The following is a 15,444-nucleotide window of genomic DNA, read 5'->3' as shown; positions in this document are numbered from 1 at the left end:
CGTGCAGTTCGATCGGGTCGTCCGCCGCCGGGGGTCCCGCGCCCACGGGATGAGCGGTGGGGTGGGGGGGGGGGGGGTACGGCGCGGCGGGCGCCCCCCACCGCCGTCAACGCTCGCGGACGTACGCCAGCGGCACTGCCGTCGGCTGTCCCTCCCAGGTGCCGCGCAGGGTGACGCCCCGGGCCTCGACCGCCCCGGCGACCGGCCGGCGGACGACGACCACCTCCACCGGGTCGGTGACGATGACCGTGTCGTCCTCGTCGACCACCTGCCGGATCGCGCCGACCTCCGGCACGTCCCCGCCACCGCCGTCGACGGCGATCGTCACCGTGGAGGGTCGCACCTCGCGCCGACCGTCGACCTCGAAGTACTGCTCGGCCTGCCCGGCGCCGCTCAGGACGGCGTGGGTCAGCACCGCCGCGTACACCGGGTCGGCGCAGCCGTCGTACACCCAGCGGCGGCCGAGGGCCGAGTGCTCCATCGTCCCGACCAGCCACTCGTCGGCGTCGGCGAGCGGCGCGGCGCGGTAGGTCAGCGGCACCTGGTGGACCGGACCGTCACCGGCACTCACCAGAAACGTCTCGATGCCGACCTCGCCGGCCGGGTCGTCGAAGCGGTACGCCCCCCGACTCACCACGTCGACGCCGGCAGGCCCCTGATACCAGGGTCGGCCGGGCAGCCAGGTCGTCAGCAGTTCGAGCTTCGTGGGGCGCAGTGTCGCCCGGTGCAGCAGTGCCATGCCCACGCAGCCTAGTCAGAACCCCGCGCAGGGGTTGCCCCCCACCGTGCAGCCCTCCGGTTCCCGAGCCTTCGGTCGACTATCACGGACGTCGAACCGGATCGTCCGCGACCCGCCGGCCGGCACGGCCGAGCCGGTGAACGTGACAGCCTGCCCGTCCCTGCTCCAGTCCGCACCATCGACGTCGTCGACGCTGCTGCCATCGGCGAGGGTCACCACCACGACCCACTGCTCGACGGAGGCGGGCCCCGGGTTGTCCACCACCACCTCGCCCGTGTAGCCGAACAGCCGGCTGGAGGAGGTGTCGTAGCGCGCGGCCAGCGGCGGTGGCGGCGGCGGTCCGGTCGGCGTGGCCGAGGGAGTGGGCTTCGCCGACGGGGTACGCGTCGGACGGGCGCTCGTCGGGGCGACGGTACGCGACGGGCGCGCCGAGGGCGTGACCTTGGGTTGCGCGGTCGTCGCCGCCGCCTCCACGACGCTCGGCAGCGGCGTCGTCGGTGTCGCCGACGGGCTCGGCGCGGCCACGTGCTCGGGCTCACCGGGCAGCGTCAGCCACGCCACCGTCCCCGCCGCCAGCGCGACTCCGACGAGCCCGACGACGACCGCACGCCGACGACGCCGAGCCGGGCCGGGCGTGCTGATCACCGGCAGTTCGGTGGTCCTGCCGGCCTCGCCCCGTCGCAGGTCGACCTGCTGGAACGCGAGCCAGTCCAGAATGGCCGGTAAGCGTACGGTCAGCGCCTGCCGCAGCTGCTGCTCGCGGGCGTCGTGCTGCTCGTCCGACCAGGTGCCGTGGGTCGGCACCTCCCGCACGGCCAGCCGACTGCCCTGCTTGGTGGAGGTGACGGCGCAGGTCAGCTCGGTGAGCCGACCTGCTTCGTCGCACCGCAGAGCCAGCAGCTCCGGCACCCGCCGCTCGGTCACCTCGACCTCGACGTCGGCGTCGAAGCCGGGCAGATCGGCCGTGTGCAGCAGCAGCCGGTCCGGTACTCCCTCCACCATGTCCGCCTCGGCGAACCAGCGGCCGAGCAACTCCCGATCCGTCAATGCGAGCCAGACCCGGTCGGACGGGTGGGACAGGTCGACGTGCGCGCCGATCTCGATCACGGCGAGACTCTAACGGGTGGCCAGGAGGCTCCCGGGCCGGCGGTCCGCTCAGCCCCAGCGGGTCGCCCGCTCGGCGGCCGCCGTCAGTGCCTCCCGGGCAGCGTTGCTGAGTTCGGCGACCAACTCGGCCGCCGGCACGTCCCGGGCGAGTGGGTGCGCCTGCCCGGCCCACAGATTGGCCACCGAGGCATCGCCGTCGCGTCGAGCGGCGGCGAGCAGCGGACGGGTCAGGTGCAGCACCTGCGGGTAGCCGACCGGCGCCTGCGCGTCGTGCGTCCGCAGGAACTCGTTGACCACGCCACGGGCCCGCTTGCCGGTGTAGGCCCGGGTCAGCCCGGTCGGCTCGGCGCTGGCCACCGCCGAGCGGTGCAGCGGCGACGTGCCCGCCTCCGGGCAGCGCAGGAACGCCGTACCGAGCTGCGCCGCCACCGCCCCGGCGGTCAACGCGGCCGCCAGAGAAGGACCGTCGGCGATCCCACCGGCGGCCACCAACGGCCGGTCGCATCCGGCGGCAGCCAGCCGGAGCAGCGGCAGCAGCGCGTAGTCGTCGTCGTCCGGCACACCACCGCGGTGCCCGCCGGCCTCGGTGCCCTGCACGATCACGGCGTCGACGCCCAGTTCGGCGGCGGCGGTGGCCGCGGCCGGGCGGGTGACAGTGGCCCACACCTCGGTGCCCCGCTCCCGCAGCGCCGCCACGGCGGCACGGTCCGGCAGTCCGAACGCGAAGGACACCACCGGGACCGGGTCCGCGAGAAGCGCGGCCATCTTCTCCGGGTACGCGTCGCCGCCGCCCACCGGCTCCCCGAGTGTCACACCGGCCTGGTCGGCCTGCGGGGCGAGCCGTCGCGCGTACGCCGAGATGGCGGCCTCGTCGACCCGGCCGTCGCCGGGAAGGAAGACGTTGACCCCGAACGGCCGGTCGGTTCGGGCGCGCACCTCGGCGATGTCGGCGACCAGCCGGCCGCTGTCGATCATCCCGGCGGCCAGGAAGCCGAGTCCGCCGGCGGCGGAGACGGCCGAGACGAGAGCCGGCGTGGACGGACCACCGGCCATCGGTGCGACGACGATCGGGTGGCGCAGCGCGGACAGCACGGACATCCACCCATCCTGCCGTACCGCGTCGGTCCGCCTGGCGTCGTCGTGGGTCAGCGTCGGTCGGTGTGCCGCCGCCACAGCAGTCCGGCCACGGCGACGAGCGCCAGCAGCGTCCCCGCACCGGCCGCCAGGGACACCACCCGCCCGCCACCGATGCCGGCCGCCTGCGCCGCCGGGCGGGCTGCGGCGGGGGACGTCGGGGCCGCCGTGGTGGACTCCGCGGGATGAGCGGCGGGGGCCACCGTCGCGGGATACCGCAGGATCGTCGGCCGGGTGCCGGCCGGCTGGTCGGCGGCCTCGGAGACGGTGAGCAGCGAGCGGCCGTCGCGGCTGTAGGTGATCGACTCGCCCTGCGGCTCGTCCGGCAGCGGCGTGATCCGTGGGGTATCGCCGGTCAGCGCGGCGACGATGTCGTCGCCGGCCACGTCGTACTCGAACGCGTCGGCGTAGCTGCGCAGCACCACCCGGCGGCCGTCCGGGGCGTTCGCCGCGCCGGTCACGACGCCCCGCCCGAGAAACGAGAACGGGTTGCTGGTGGTGGTGGAGGGCAGGACGACCTTGCCCACGGAGGCAAGCGGTGTGGTGGCCCCGGACTTCAGAGCGGTGGTCGGCGCGTACAGGACGACGGTGCCGCTGCCGCCCTTGGTGATGATGAGCGGCCGCCCGGTCGCGTCCACGAGCAAGGCCTCGGCGTCGTGCGGATTGTCCGGGTACGTCATCCGGTGCAGCACCGGCCGGTCCGCGCCCGGCGCGAGCCGCCACAGCGCGATCGTCTCGCGGTTGCGGTCGTTGTCACCGATGTCGGCCACCCAGATGGTGCCGTCCCGGCCGACGGCCAGGTCCTCCGTGTCGCGGGGCCGGCTGGGGTAGCTGACGGTCCGCGCCACCGCGCAGCGCTCGTCGAGGAAGAAGATCCGCCGCCGGGCCGCGTCGTCGGCGCCGTCGTTGACCACGACGTACCCGTCGTCGGTGGCGACCATCCCGGAGATCTCGTTGAGCCGGTCGTCGCGGATCTCGCACACCGCCGCACCCGCCCTGGCCGCCGACGCGCCGGCCACCCCTGGCACGGACGCCACGGCCAACGGCGCCGCCCCGACCAGGAGAGCCCCCAGTGTCGCTGCCGCGCGGACGCGCCGCCCCCGGGTCACCCAGCCGCGTACCCGCATCGTCCGCCTCCTCGTCGCGGCCCGTGGCCCGGCCGTCCCGCCCATCCTGGCCGATCGGGGCCGGCGGCGGCGACCAACCGCGCGGACCCGACGACATCCACGCTCCGGGCCCGCGCGATCGCCGCATCCGCGTCGCGACCGGATCTGTCGTACCCGTGGTCCATGATCGTGTCGTCGCAGCGCCGCCGACGCCGGCCGCGCGCGCACCACCCTGGATTCTTCTCGATGTGGGAGGCCGTGACGTGACGAACGCCGACGAAGCCGACTGGCGGCGGCGCAGCGTGGTGGCGGTACTGCCGCCGGCCCGCCCCCGCAAGCTGGCGAAGGTGCCCTTCGTCGAGCTGGCCGACGGACGCCTGCAGGGCGTGGTCTCCAGCGGGTCGGACGTCGAGCGGGTCTACGTCTCCTCGATAGCGGCCGACACGCACGCCTACCAGTGCAGCACCAACAACAACCGACCCTGCGGTGGCTTGCGCGCCACCCCGTGCAAGCATCTGCACGCGCTCGCGGACGAGGCCCTCCTCCAGTACGGCGTCGACCGCGTCGCCCGCTACCTGCGGGTCGATGTCGGCGACGGGGTGGCCAGCGGCGCCGAGCTGCTGGCCCGGCTGGACGGTCAGCCCGAGCCGGCGTCGGCGGCGGTGGTGTTCAGCCGCTTCCTGCGCCACCTCGCCTACCTGGAGGTTCCCGTCAGCACGGCCCCGCAGCCGGAGCTGCACTGGTTCCCGGCGACCCGGGCGGGCCGCTGATGCGCGGCGCCCAGGTCGCGCCACTGCGTGCGGCCCCGGCCGGGTTGACCGACGCGCTCGACGTGGTGGCCGGCTTCGACGACGCCCTCGTCGACGGCTTCGGCCGGGTCGGCGAGCGGGGCGCCTCCGCCCTGACCGCGTTCGCCGACGCGTTCACCGGCACGCCACTGGGCGCCCCGGTGGCCGTCGCGGTCGACGCGGTCATCGCCGGGTCGGTCGCCCCGCAGCACCTCGCCGCGCTCGCCGGAGCGCGCTCGGCGCTGCTCGGCGCGGCACACGATGCCCTGCTCGCTCAGCTCGACGAGACACTCGGCCGCACGCGGTCGCCGTGGACGACACCGACCAGCGTGCCTTCCGAGGCGCCGGCGGCGCTCGCCGGCGCGCGGGCGTGGTGGCACGAGGTGGCGCTCACCGGCTGGCGGGGCGTCGACCACGAGCTGCTCTCCGTCGCCGCCGGGGTGGTCGAGACCAGCCTCCTCGTGCCGGAGCTACGACGCATCGCGGTGCTGCTCGACGGGCTCGCCGCCGAGCTGCGGGCCTGCGTCCCGGTCGCCACCATGGCGCAGGTGCCGGCACGTCGGTGGGCAGATCTCTGGGCTCGCGGCGTCCTGCTCGCCGAGGGCACGCCACCGCCCGATGCGACACCCTCGGTCTCCGGGCGGCTGTTGCCGCTCGGTGTGGACGTGCACAGTCACGACACCGCGGTGCAGGTCCAACTGCACGCCATCCTGGAGCCGGCGGACGGCGGCCCGGCGCGGCTGGTCCGCACAGCGGTCACCGCGGCGAAGGTCGACACCATCGTCGGTCCGGCGATCTGGCGGCTGCTGTCGCACCACCCGGCGCTGCTCACCGCGCTGGCCGACAAGCGGGCGTTGACCGTGACCGACCTGCCGCTGCGCGGCGGCGACCTGAGTTGGGTCGACGACCGGGTCCGGCTCGACGAGCCCGCCGACCCGTTCGCCACGGCCCGGGTCCTGTTGCCCGCCGCGACCACGGCCGCGACCGACCCCCTGGACCGGCACCCGGCGGGCATCGCCGAGCCCGTCCTCGTGGAGGGGCCCGTGATCCGGGACGAGGCCGGCGCCCTCGCCGTCGAGGTGGACGGCGAACGGATAGCGCTGGCCGTCGACAGGTTGCCGGCCGCCGGTCCGCTGACCGTCGACCTGGTCGCCACCGCGTCCGCCTGCCTGGGGCTCCTGCGCTGGGACGACGGCCGGTGGCAGCTCCAGCCGTTGGCGGTGCTGGGCACGGTGAAGCGGCGGACGGTGCAGGCGCACAACGGCGACTGGGCGTGCGGCGTCACCGATCCCAAGATCGCCAAGGAGGAGGCGCGGGCGGGCGACGCCGTGGCCGTGCTGCGCGAACGCGCGGGACGGTTGCTGCGCCGATGACCACGCCGATCCCCACCGGCGGGTTCGCCGACGCCAACCGCCGTCAGGTCCTCTACTGGCGGCTGTTGTCCCGCCTCTTCGACCACGACGAGCAGCCCAGCCTGGAGTCGGCGAGCGTGGCCGTGGTCGACGACCTCGGGCTGCCGGCTGCCCTGCTGGACCCGGCCGTCTCGGTGGACACCATCGTGCAGCGCTTCCCGACGCTCGCGGCCGAGCTGCGCGGCCTGCTCACCCCCACCGACGCCGAGCCACGAGACGACGGGCCGCGCGAAGACGGGCCGCGCGAAGACGGGCCGGACGGCGCTGAACAGAGGGGTTCCGGGCCCCGCAACGCCGAATCCGACGACGCCACTCCGGCCGATGACCCGCCGGGCGAGGCTTCGGACTATCGGTCCGGCCTGGCCGAGGTACGCCGCGCCGCGCTGGTGTCGAAGGTGCTGCTGAACGTGTTCGCCACCGGCTCCGGCCCGGTCAGCGCCAACCAGCTGGCCCGGTGGCAGTCCGACGCCGGCTGGTTCGAGCAGGCACTCGGCTGCGAGCCCGGCGAGCTGCGCCGCCAGAGCGGCGGGCTGGGCGGCACCCTCGCTGGGCTGGAGGGTGACCTGGTCCGGCGGATGCACCTGCGGGAGGTGCTTGCCGACCCCGCGCTGGCCAGCCAGCTGACGCCGAGCATGTCGCTGATCGAGCAGTTGCTACGGGACAAAGCCAACCTGTCCGGGCTGGCGCTGGCCAACGCCAAGGCGTTGATCCGGCGCTTCGTCGACGAGGTCGCCGAGGTGCTCCGGACGCAGGTGCAACAGACGAGTGTCGGCGCGCTCGACAGGTCGGTGCCGCCCAAGCGGGTGTTCCGCAACCTGGATCTCGACCGGACCATCTGGCAGAACCTGACCAACTGGAGTCCGGACGACGAGCGCCTCTACGTCGACCGGCTCTACTACCGGCACACCGCACGGCGCACCACGCCGTCCCGGCTCATCGTCGTGGTCGACCAGTCCGGCTCGATGGTCGACGCGATGGTCAACTGCACGATCCTCGCCTCGATCTTCGCCGGCCTGCCGAAGGTGGACGTGCACCTGATCGCCTACGACACCCGGGCACTGGACCTCACTCCGTGGGTGCACGACCCGTTCGAGGTGTTGCTGCGTACCCAGCTCGGTGGCGGCACCGACGGCACGGCGGCGCTGACGCTGGCCCGGCCGAAGATCGCCGAGCCGAAGAACACGGTGCTGGTGTGGATCTCCGACTTCTACGAGGTCAATCACCACGCGGTCTTCGACGGCCTGCAGGCCGTCCACCGCTCCGGCGCCAAGGTCATTCCGGTGGGCTCGGTCAGCAGCTCGGGCCAGCAGAGCGTCAACCCCTGGTTCCGGCAACGCTTGAAGGACCAGGGCACCCCGGTCATCTCCGGCCACATCCGCAAGCTCGTCGTCGAGCTGAAGAACTTCCTCACCTAGGAGAGCACTCCCTCATGTCCGAGATGTTGCGCGCCCCCGCCGAGGTCACGTACGCCGACGAGCTGGATTTCCTCGAGTCGGTCGACACCGGTCCGAAGCCGTTCTCGTGGCGCCTGAGCCCGCGCATGGTCCGGCTGTTCGTCCTCGGGTCGGAGCGGGCCGACGGCCTGTCGCGGGAGATCCCGCAGAAGTGGTTCGGCGACCGCAGTTTCGTCGAACGCGCCATCGTGACCCTCGCCTCGGACCGGGGCCTGCTGCTGATCGGTGACCCCGGCACCGGCAAGAGCTGGCTGGCCGAGCTGCTGGCCGCGGCCATCTGCCGCAACTCGACCCTGGTCGTGCAGGGCACCGCCGGCACGACGGAGGACCACATCAAGTACTCGTGGAACGTGTCCATGGTGATCGCCAAGGGCCAGTCCCGGGAGTCGATGATCCCGTCGCCGATCATGACGGCGATGGAGCGTGGCGTGGTCGGTCGCTTCGAGGAGTTGACCCGCTCCACCAGCGACGTGCAGGACGCGCTGATCTCGATCCTGTCCGAGAAGTACGTCGCCATCCCCGAGCTGGACCAGGACAACATCGTCTTCGCCCAACCCGGTTTCTCGATCATCGCTACCGCGAACAGCCGTGACCGGGGCGTCAACGACCTCTCCTCGGCGCTCAAGCGGCGGTTCAACTTCGTCCGGATTCCGGTGGTGACCAACAAACGCAGCGAGGCCGAGATCGTGCGGTTCCGCACCGAGGAGTTGCTGCGCCGGCACCGCATCGAGCTGGACGTGCCGCCCACCCTGCTGGACATCCTGTTGCAGAGCTTCGCCGACCTACGCGCCGGTGCTGCGGCGGCCACGAGCGACGAGGAGAAGCTGGAGTCGGCGCTGTCGACCGCCGAGCAGATCGGCGTGCTGGAGGACGCGATCCTGCACAGCCAGTTCTTCGGCGACCGTACGCTGCGCGCGGCGACGCTCGCCGGGTCGCTGGTCGGGTCGCTGGCCCGCCGCAGCCCGGAAGACCTGGCAATCCTCAACAAGTACCTGCACGGCGTTGTGGAGCCACGGGCCCGCAAGGACGACGACGGCTGGGCGGGCTTCCTGGACGGTGGTCGTCAGGCGATCGCGTCCCTCTCGTGACCGCAACGACAGTCGCCGGCACGTTCGGCGCGCTCCGCGAGCAGCTCACCGATGCGGCGACCGCGTTCGCGGGCTCCCCCGACGCGCTCGGCGCGATCCTCGCCGGCATGGTCGACGATGTCGACCGGGCGCTCGGCGAGCGGCTGGAGATCTTCCCGGTCTGCCACCACTCGCCGGCCTCCGCGCTGGCCATGGTGCGCCGGCTGCGCGCCAAACAGCCCCGGGTGATCTACCTGGAGCTGTGCGAGGATCTCCAGCCGCTGCTCGGCGAGCTGCGCAACTGCCGCCTGCCCGTGGCGGTGCAGGCGTTCGCGTCGGAGCTGTCCGGCTTTCCGGCCGACTGGGGGCCGCTCAGTGTCGTCGCACCGATCACCGAGGCGTCGGCGGAATACCAGGCCATCGCGTACGCGCTGGAGACCCCCGGCGTGGAGTTGGTGCTGGTGGACCGCTCCACCGACCACGTCTTCCAGTGGTCGCCGCGCGAACAGCCGACCGGCGCGAGCAGCGCGAACGGGCCGACCGACACCGCTGCCGAATCGGGACTGCACGGCGACGCGGTCGGGGTGGAGATCGGCGACCTGCGACCCCGGTTCGCGGAGCTGGAGGCGTACCTGCTGCACCACGGCAAGGTGCGGCACTGGTCGGAATGGTGGGACCAGTACGTCGAACGCCCGCTGGCCGACGCCGACCACGACACGTACCGGCAGGTGATGGTGCTGATCGGCAGCCTGTTCCGGCGGCTGCGCCCGGCCGACGCGGATCGGCTCGATCGCGACGAGGACCGCGAGCGGTACATGTGGACGCGGATGCGTCAGCACCTGGCCACCTCCGGCGTCGATCCGGCTGACTGCCTCTATGTCTGCGGCGCGTTCCACGCCGCCAGCCGGGTCGAGCAGTTCGGGCTGGGCTCCGCCGCGGACGACTTCGAGATCACCCCGCGCACCGACACCCGCTGGCGGTATGGGCTGATCCCGTCCAGCCACTCGGCGATCGAGGCACAGTTCGGGCTGGCGTCGGGCTCGGTGTCGATCGCCTCGGCGACCTGGGCCAAGGAGGTACGCCGCCACGGGCTGTCGCCGTACCAGCTCGGCGGCCAACGCACGACCACCGCCCGGGGGCGGCGCGGCCGGGTCACGACGGTTCCCTCCCCCGCCGGGCCGGTCGATGACCGACTCACCGGCTTCCTCGCCGCGCCACCACGCCTGGACGGCCTGGACGAGGCAGAGTTGCGCGGCTGGTGTGTCGACATCGTCCGGTTGGCTCGCCGCAACGGATACCTGGCGAGCACCGCCGACGCGATCGCGGTCTTCGAGACGTCGGTCCTGCTGGCCGGTCTGCGCAACCGGGCCCGGCCCACCCCGTACGACTTCGCCGACGCCGCGGTCACCTGCATCGAGAAGGACGTGGTGCCCGGCCGGCGGGACGTCCGGCGGCTCTGCGAGATCCTGCTGGGCGGCGACCGGATCGGTCAGGTCGGCTACGACGCTCTGCCGCCGCTGGCCCGCGACGTGTTCGATCGGCTGGAACCGCTCGGCCTGGCCCTGGAGAAGCGCACCGTCCAGCGGGCGCTGCTGGACCTGAACGCCGAGCCGGCGTTGGCCCGCTGCTCGGACCTGCTGTGGATCCTGCGTCATCTGCTGCCACCGGCCGCGGTCCGCCCGATCATGGGTGAGCGGCGGCTCGGCAAGCGCTCGGTCCAGGAGAGCTGGGACCTGGCGCTCGGTCACCATCAGCGGGCGTTGATCGAGCTGGGCTACGAGGGTGTGACCGTCGAGCAAGTGCTGGAGCAACGACTGCGCCGGGCGGTGCGTGGCCCTGACGCCACCGCCGCCGGCGCCCTGGCCGCGGTCGAGGACGCGATCCGGTTGCTCGACAGTCCGCGCCTGGTCGACGAGCTGGGGGCGCGGGCGGTGGAGCTGCTCGCCACCGCGCGCACCGTCGACGACGCTCCCGACGTGTTGCGCCGCATCCGACGGTTGCTGGCGCATCACCGGGCCACCGCGCCGACCCTGCCGGCCTGGTGTGAGGCGTTCGTGACGACCGGGTACGCGCACTACTGCACCCTGCTGCCCACCGCGATCACCAGCGACGAGACCAATGTGCGGCAGGTCGGCGCGATGCTCGGCTTCCTGTTCTCCATGGAGGGTCTGGCGCTGTCGTTGGGCTGCGACCGAACCCAGCTGGAACTGGCGGTCGCGCAGTCGCACCCGACCGCGCCGGCGAAGGTGGCCCTGCTCTGGGCGGGCCGACACCAGCTCGGCCTGCTGTCGGTGGCCGATCTGCGGGCCCGGTGTGCCGAGCTGCTGGCCAACCCGCTGGTGGTGCCGGCCTTCCCGCAGTACCTGGCCGGATTCGTGCACGCGCTGGAACCGGTGCCGGGTCTCGCGCCGTTCGTCGTCGAGACGATCTCCACGGCCTTCGCCCGACTGCCCGATCCGGTGCTGCTGCCCTGGTTGCCGACCCTGATCACGACACTGCGGGAGCAGGGCCCGGAGCTGGTTCCGCTCCTGATCCGTGAGGCCGGACGCACCTTCCCGGAGTCGCTGCCGGAGCTGGATTCCTGGGTGCCGCCGTGGGTCGCGGCCCCACCTGTGAGGCGGCTGCACGACAAACGTGCCGCCTCCGGGCCACGGCGGCGGGTCGGCGTCCTCCTCGCCGCGCATCCCGAGGTGGTCGACGCGATCTCCGGCCTGCTCGGGTACGACGGTGGGTGGCTGCCGGTCGACGACGCTGCCGCCGAGCAGGGCGGGGTGGCCGGACTGCTGGCGAGGCATCCCGAGTCGGCCGAGGCCGTCGCCGCGCGGGTGGTGCGTCAGGCGTGAGTGCGACGGCGGCGGGTAGGCAGCGGCCCGGCGTCATGTCGACTTCCGCCGGGTAGGAGGCTTCGATGAGCACGTACCGGGACGAACAGGGCGATCAGTTCCCTCCTCCGGAGGCCGACGCCGCCGAGCAGCGGCAGGACGCGTTCGACGTGGGACCGCCGGACCGGGTCTCCGGCGACGTGGACCCGGAAGCGTCCGAGGCCGACCTGGCCGAGCAGGGCGCGCTGCCGGCCGGCGCTCTGGAGGAGGTGACGTCGTTGCCGGCCGACGCCAACCCGGCGGACGCCCTCGAACAGCGTCAGGAGATCCCGACGCGGGACGAGGGACGCCGCACCTGATCGCGCCGGTCGCGCCCCGCTGGAAAACCCCGCCCGTGACCGGCCGCACTTGACCCCGTCGGTCGCGCCGCATTCGCCGTTGGGGACTGCCTGCTGGCTGCGCCCCGACCCTCCGGGCGGGGGTACGTGGCTTAGAACCAGTGGAAGTGACCGGAGCCGCGGGGTCGGTGGGCGGCCAAGGCCTGCTTGACCCAGCCCAAGAATCGGCGGTAGTAGTGCTCCACCGGACCGGGGTGCGGTCCAGTACAAGTCGGTCAGGTCCCGGCTCGCCTCAGTCAGGCAGCCAACCATGTCCACCCCTAGCAGCTTCGGCTCGTCCGAGTAGTCGGCCACGAGTTCGACTTTCGCCTGCTCGCACGGCCAGGGATGTACGCAGGACGCGCAGAACCAAAACGGCCGGACCGGGAGTGCCGTACCGGCGGTCTACCTTCGTTCGCATGGCAGATGGACCGGGCGAACTCGTCGCGGCGGGCGAGGTCCTGGCGATGCTCGGGGTGGGCCGCTCACGGTTCCGCCAGATCCAGCAGTCGCCACACTTTCCGGCTCCCTACGCCCGACTGTCGGTCGGTTCGATCTGGCTCAAGGCTGATGTAGAGAAGTACATCGCCGAGCACCGACGCCCCCGCCCAATGGACGAGGACGAGTAGCCCCGTCCGGCCCATCCCCATCGGCCTGCACCCACATCATCCGGTTGACCGGGCGGGGCAGGCGCTCACGGCACAGCTCGGGCAGGCTCCGGCCGGTGGCCAGGCCCAGCTTGGCGGTCAGCGTCTGGACCAGCATGGCCATCAGGTTGGCCACCACCACGACCCAGACGAGCAGGTATCCGTAGCGGGCACCGGCCGCCGAGTTGGTGGCGAAGTTGCCCGGGTCCGGGCGATCTGTAGCGGCGTCGCCGTCGTCGCCGTGAGTTCGTTGGTGACCATCGAGCACCTCCCCCTCGAGTACGGATCGCGTGCCTGTTCCCTTCCCGCAGGGCTGACCCGTCGGTGCCAGGGGCTGGCCCACGGGTGCCACGGTCGCCTCGCGCTTGACAGCCGCCCTCGGTCCGACCAAGCTGTCTATTAGTCCTACTGTCGTAGGACAACAGGAAGGATCATCACGAGTGATCGAGTTCGTGCTCGACAGCCGATCGAAGGTGAACACCTACATGCAGCTCGTGCAGCAGGTGAAGCAGGCGCTGCGGGTCGGTCTGCTCGCACCCGGCGATCAGCTGCCGAAGGTTCGGGACGTCGCCCAGTCACTGGCGATCAACCCGAACACGGTGTTGAAGGCGTACCGGGAGTTGGAGATCGAGGGCCTGGTCGGCGGCCGACCCGGGGTGGGCACGTTCGTCCAGCGCACCCTGGCCGGCGCGTCCCTGCCCAACCAGGCCGAGCTGCGTGACGACCTCGTGGCGTGGTTGCAGCGGGCGCGGGCCGCCGGCCTCACGGCCGAGGACGTCGTCGCCCTGGTGGAGACCACGCTGCGCGCCACCCTCACCGACGACGCCCCACAGAAGGAACCCGCGTGAGCAGTACGAGAGGACAGAGGATGGAGATGGTCTTGGAGGCCGACCGGCTGGGCAAGCGGTACGGCAGAACGTGGGCGCTACGGGACTGTTCGCTGCACCTTCCGGCCGGCCGGATCGCCGCGCTGGTCGGGCCCAACGGCGCGGGCAAGAGCACGTTGCTGCACCTGGCCGTCGGGCTGCTCAAGCCCGACGAGGGCGCGGTGCGGGTGTTCGGCAGGTCGCCGTACGGCGACACGGACGGGCTGGCCGACATCGGGTTCGTCGCCCAGGACACCCCGCTGTACCGGGACTTCACCGCTGCCGAGCTGGTCGTCGCCGGCGGCAAGCTGAACCGGCGATGGGACGCGGCGCTGGCCCGGACCCGGTTGGCGCAGCTCGGGATACCGCCCGACAAGCCGGTCGGCAAACTCTCCGGCGGGCAACGGGCCCAGGTGGCGCTCGCTCTCGCACTGGCCAAACAACCCCGGCTGCTGCTGCTCGACGAGCCGGTGGCCAGCCTCGATCCGCTGGCCCGTCGGGAGTTCCTCCAGTCGCTGATGGGCAGCGTGGCGGACTCCGGGACCACCGTCCTGCTCTCCTCGCACCTGCTGGCCGACCTGGAGCGCGTCTGCGACTACCTGATCGTGCTCAACGCGGCCCAGGTGCAGCTCACCGGCTCGGTCGACGACCTGGTTGCCGGGCACCGGCAGCTCGTCGGTCCGCGGCACGACGGCGGTCCGATCGGGGGCGTCGCGCACGTGGTCCGGGCCAGCCACACCGACCGGCAGTCCACGCTGCTGGTACGCACCGACGGTCCCGTCACCGATCCCGCCTGGACGATCCGCGACGTCAGCCTGGAGGACGTCGTCCTGGCCTACCTGGCCGACGGCGTCGCGCAGACCAGTCACAGCGAGTGGGGGGTGGCGGCATGATCTGGCTGACCTGGCGGCAACACCGCAAGCTGGCGTTCTACACCCTGCTGGGATTCCTGGTGCTCGCCGCGGTGCTGGTGCCGATCGGCCTGTCGATGCGGCACACCTTCGCCGACCTCGGACTCGCGCAGTGTCTACGCCCGTCCACCCTCAGCGAGACTGCCGCACAGACCTGTGAGGTGGGCCTGCGCCGCTTCAGCGACCGGTACGACAGTTTGAACCTGGTGGCGGTGCTGCTGATCACCCTGCCGGTGCTGGTCGGCCTGTTCTGGGGCGCACCGCTGGTGGCTCGCGAGGTGGAGCAGGGCACGCACCGGTTCGTCTGGACCCAGGGCGTCGGCCGCACCCGCTGGGCGCTGGTGAAGTTCGGGCTGGTCGGCGGCGCCGTCGTGCTCCTCGCGGTCGGCTACGGACTGGGCATGTCGTGGTGGGTCGAACCGCTCACCAAGGCAGCGCACGAGGGTCGACTCGGTGTGATCGTCTTCGACCTTCAGGGCATCGTGCCGATCGGGTACACCCTGTTCGCCGTGGCGCTCGGCATCTTCGCCGGCACCGTCTTCAAGCGGATGCTGCCCGCCATGGGCATCACCCTGGCCGGGTACATCGGTGTACGGGCTGCGGTGGAGATCCTGGCCCGACCGCATTATCAGCCGGCCAAAACCCAGACCTTCCCGATCGAGGGGGGCGGGATTCCGGAGGGCGACCGGGGCAACTGGGTTCTCGCCGTGGGAATCCGCGACGCCGACGGGACGATGGTCGCGGAGAACACCCGCATCCAGTGCCCGCCGGGCGGCAAGGGCCCGGACGGTCGAGCCTGCGGCGCCGACCTGGGCCTCGGGCCGGGTGCGTACAACTGGGAGATGTACCAGCCGGCCGACCGCTTCTGGCTGTTCCAGAGCATCGAGACGGGCATCTTCGTGGCCCTCGCCGTACTCCTGCTCTACCTCGCCGTGCGTCGGGTCCGCCGGATCGCGTAACCGAGCGGGTGATCGCCGGAGCCACGGGGGCCCCGGCGATCACCCGTGCATGTCG

General features: G+C 72.5%; 13 protein-coding genes and 3 pseudogenes. 11 read left to right on the top strand and 5 right to left on the bottom strand.

All coding sequences use genetic code 11. From position 1 onward, the window contains the following. Window positions 1-106: 106 nt before the first annotated feature. Genes ABZV06_RS25605 through ABZV06_RS25590 form a run of 4 tightly spaced genes read right to left on the bottom strand, consistent with a single transcriptional unit; the run spans window position 107 to window position 4,107 of the window. Window positions 107-739, bottom strand: coding sequence for a hypothetical protein (locus ABZV06_RS25605; protein WP_355247714.1), 633 nt, complete (start codon window positions 737-739; stop codon window positions 107-109). A gap of 15 nt (window positions 740-754) precedes the next feature. Next, window positions 755-1,846 carry a cellulose binding domain-containing protein gene (locus ABZV06_RS25600; RefSeq protein WP_355624680.1) on the bottom strand — a complete coding sequence of 364 codons (1,092 nt, stop codon included), beginning with the start codon at window positions 1,844-1,846 and terminating at the stop codon, window positions 755-757. Between the two features lie 48 nt (window positions 1,847-1,894). Continuing rightward, entirely contained in the window at window positions 1,895-2,944 is a 1,050-nt protein-coding gene (locus tag ABZV06_RS25595; protein WP_355624678.1) for a nitronate monooxygenase, read from the bottom strand. Window positions 2,945-2,991: 47 nt separating this feature from the next. Beyond that, window positions 2,992-4,107, bottom strand: a complete 1,116-nt coding sequence (locus ABZV06_RS25590; protein ID WP_355624676.1) for a hypothetical protein — start codon at window positions 4,105-4,107, stop codon at window positions 2,992-2,994. A gap of 281 nt (window positions 4,108-4,388) precedes the next feature. Between ABZV06_RS25590 and ABZV06_RS25585 the strand changes: the two genes are divergently transcribed. The 8 genes and pseudogenes from ABZV06_RS25585 to ABZV06_RS25550 all read left to right on the top strand — a co-directional run bounded on the left by ABZV06_RS25585 (window position 4,389) and on the right by ABZV06_RS25550 (window position 12,635). Continuing rightward, the gene (locus ABZV06_RS25585; protein ID WP_355247722.1) at window positions 4,389-4,856 is read left to right on the top strand and encodes a hypothetical protein; all 468 of its coding nucleotides are present in this window, start codon (window positions 4,389-4,391) and stop codon (window positions 4,854-4,856) included. After that, a complete protein-coding gene (locus ABZV06_RS25580) occupies window positions 4,856-6,247 on the top strand; it encodes a hypothetical protein (RefSeq protein WP_355624674.1) in 1,392 nt (463 codons plus the stop codon). Before ABZV06_RS25585 ends, ABZV06_RS25580 begins: the two co-directional genes overlap by 1 nt. Then, window positions 6,244-6,480: pseudogene (locus tag ABZV06_RS25575) on the top strand (VWA containing CoxE family protein); the annotation flags it as partial. The gene ABZV06_RS25580 and the pseudogene ABZV06_RS25575, both read left to right, overlap by 4 nt. Window positions 6,481-6,648: 168 nt before the next feature. Next, window positions 6,649-7,701: pseudogene (locus ABZV06_RS25570) on the top strand (VWA domain-containing protein); the annotation flags it as partial. Between the two features lie 14 nt (window positions 7,702-7,715). Further along, on the top strand, window positions 7,716-8,828 hold the full coding sequence (locus tag ABZV06_RS25565; RefSeq protein ID WP_355624672.1) for an AAA family ATPase: 1,113 nt from the start codon (window positions 7,716-7,718) through the stop codon (window positions 8,826-8,828). Then, a complete protein-coding gene (locus ABZV06_RS25560; RefSeq protein WP_355624670.1) occupies window positions 8,825-11,650 on the top strand; it encodes a hypothetical protein in 2,826 nt (941 codons plus the stop codon). Before ABZV06_RS25565 ends, ABZV06_RS25560 begins: the two co-directional genes overlap by 4 nt. A 65-nt stretch (window positions 11,651-11,715) precedes the next feature. Beyond that, a complete protein-coding gene (locus ABZV06_RS25555) occupies window positions 11,716-11,988 on the top strand; it encodes a hypothetical protein (RefSeq protein ID WP_355050400.1) in 273 nt (90 codons plus the stop codon). Between the two features lie 437 nt (window positions 11,989-12,425). After that, window positions 12,426-12,635, top strand: a complete 210-nt coding sequence (locus ABZV06_RS25550; RefSeq protein ID WP_355247693.1) for a hypothetical protein — start codon at window positions 12,426-12,428, stop codon at window positions 12,633-12,635. A gap of 19 nt (window positions 12,636-12,654) precedes the next feature. On the opposite strand, the pseudogene ABZV06_RS25545 reads toward ABZV06_RS25550, so the two are convergent. Next, a pseudogene (locus tag ABZV06_RS25545) lies at window positions 12,655-12,921 on the bottom strand (Nramp family divalent metal transporter); the annotation flags it as partial. A gap of 172 nt (window positions 12,922-13,093) precedes the next feature. Here ABZV06_RS25545 and ABZV06_RS25540 point away from each other — a divergent pair. The 3 genes from ABZV06_RS25540 to ABZV06_RS25530 are packed head-to-tail and all read left to right on the top strand — an operon-like array spanning window position 13,094 to window position 15,389. After that, the gene (locus ABZV06_RS25540) at window positions 13,094-13,501 is read left to right on the top strand and encodes a GntR family transcriptional regulator (protein WP_355050404.1); all 408 of its coding nucleotides are present in this window, start codon (window positions 13,094-13,096) and stop codon (window positions 13,499-13,501) included. Window positions 13,502-13,521: 20 nt separating this feature from the next. Then, a complete protein-coding gene (locus tag ABZV06_RS25535; protein ID WP_355247689.1) occupies window positions 13,522-14,412 on the top strand; it encodes an ABC transporter ATP-binding protein in 891 nt (296 codons plus the stop codon). Next, on the top strand, window positions 14,409-15,389 hold the full coding sequence (locus ABZV06_RS25530) for a transporter (RefSeq protein WP_355247686.1): 981 nt from the start codon (window positions 14,409-14,411) through the stop codon (window positions 15,387-15,389). The genes ABZV06_RS25535 and ABZV06_RS25530 overlap by 4 nt, the downstream gene beginning before the upstream one ends. Window positions 15,390-15,444: the final 55 nt, after the last annotated feature.

Origin of the sequence: Micromonospora sp. NPDC005172, from assembly GCF_040608555.1 — a bacterium.
Taxonomy (GTDB): Bacteria; Actinomycetota; Actinomycetes; order Mycobacteriales; family Micromonosporaceae; genus Micromonospora.
The sequence above is the reverse complement of the archived record's forward strand: the minus strand, read 5'-3'. Positions and strand labels throughout refer to the sequence as shown.

Bases quoted from the DNA above. Each gene is read 5' to 3' on its own strand.
- ABZV06_RS25605 (WP_355247714.1), bottom strand. From the start codon at position 739: ATGGCACTGCTGCACCGGGCGACACTGCGCCCCACGAAGCTCGAACTG.
- ABZV06_RS25595 (WP_355624678.1), bottom strand. From the start codon at position 2,944: ATGTCCGTGCTGTCCGCGCTGCGCCACCCGATCGTCGTCGCACCGATG.
- ABZV06_RS25590 (WP_355624676.1), bottom strand. From the start codon at position 4,107: ATGCGGGTACGCGGCTGGGTGACCCGGGGGCGGCGCGTCCGCGCGGCA.
- ABZV06_RS25580 (WP_355624674.1), top strand. From the start codon at position 4,856: ATGCGCGGCGCCCAGGTCGCGCCACTGCGTGCGGCCCCGGCCGGGTTG.
- ABZV06_RS25565 (WP_355624672.1), top strand. From the start codon at position 7,716: ATGTCCGAGATGTTGCGCGCCCCCGCCGAGGTCACGTACGCCGACGAG.
- ABZV06_RS25555 (WP_355050400.1), top strand. From the start codon at position 11,716: ATGAGCACGTACCGGGACGAACAGGGCGATCAGTTCCCTCCTCCGGAG.
- ABZV06_RS25550 (WP_355247693.1), top strand. From the start codon at position 12,426: ATGGCAGATGGACCGGGCGAACTCGTCGCGGCGGGCGAGGTCCTGGCG.
- ABZV06_RS25535 (WP_355247689.1), top strand. From the start codon at position 13,522: ATGGAGATGGTCTTGGAGGCCGACCGGCTGGGCAAGCGGTACGGCAGA.
- ABZV06_RS25530 (WP_355247686.1), top strand. From the start codon at position 14,409: ATGATCTGGCTGACCTGGCGGCAACACCGCAAGCTGGCGTTCTACACC.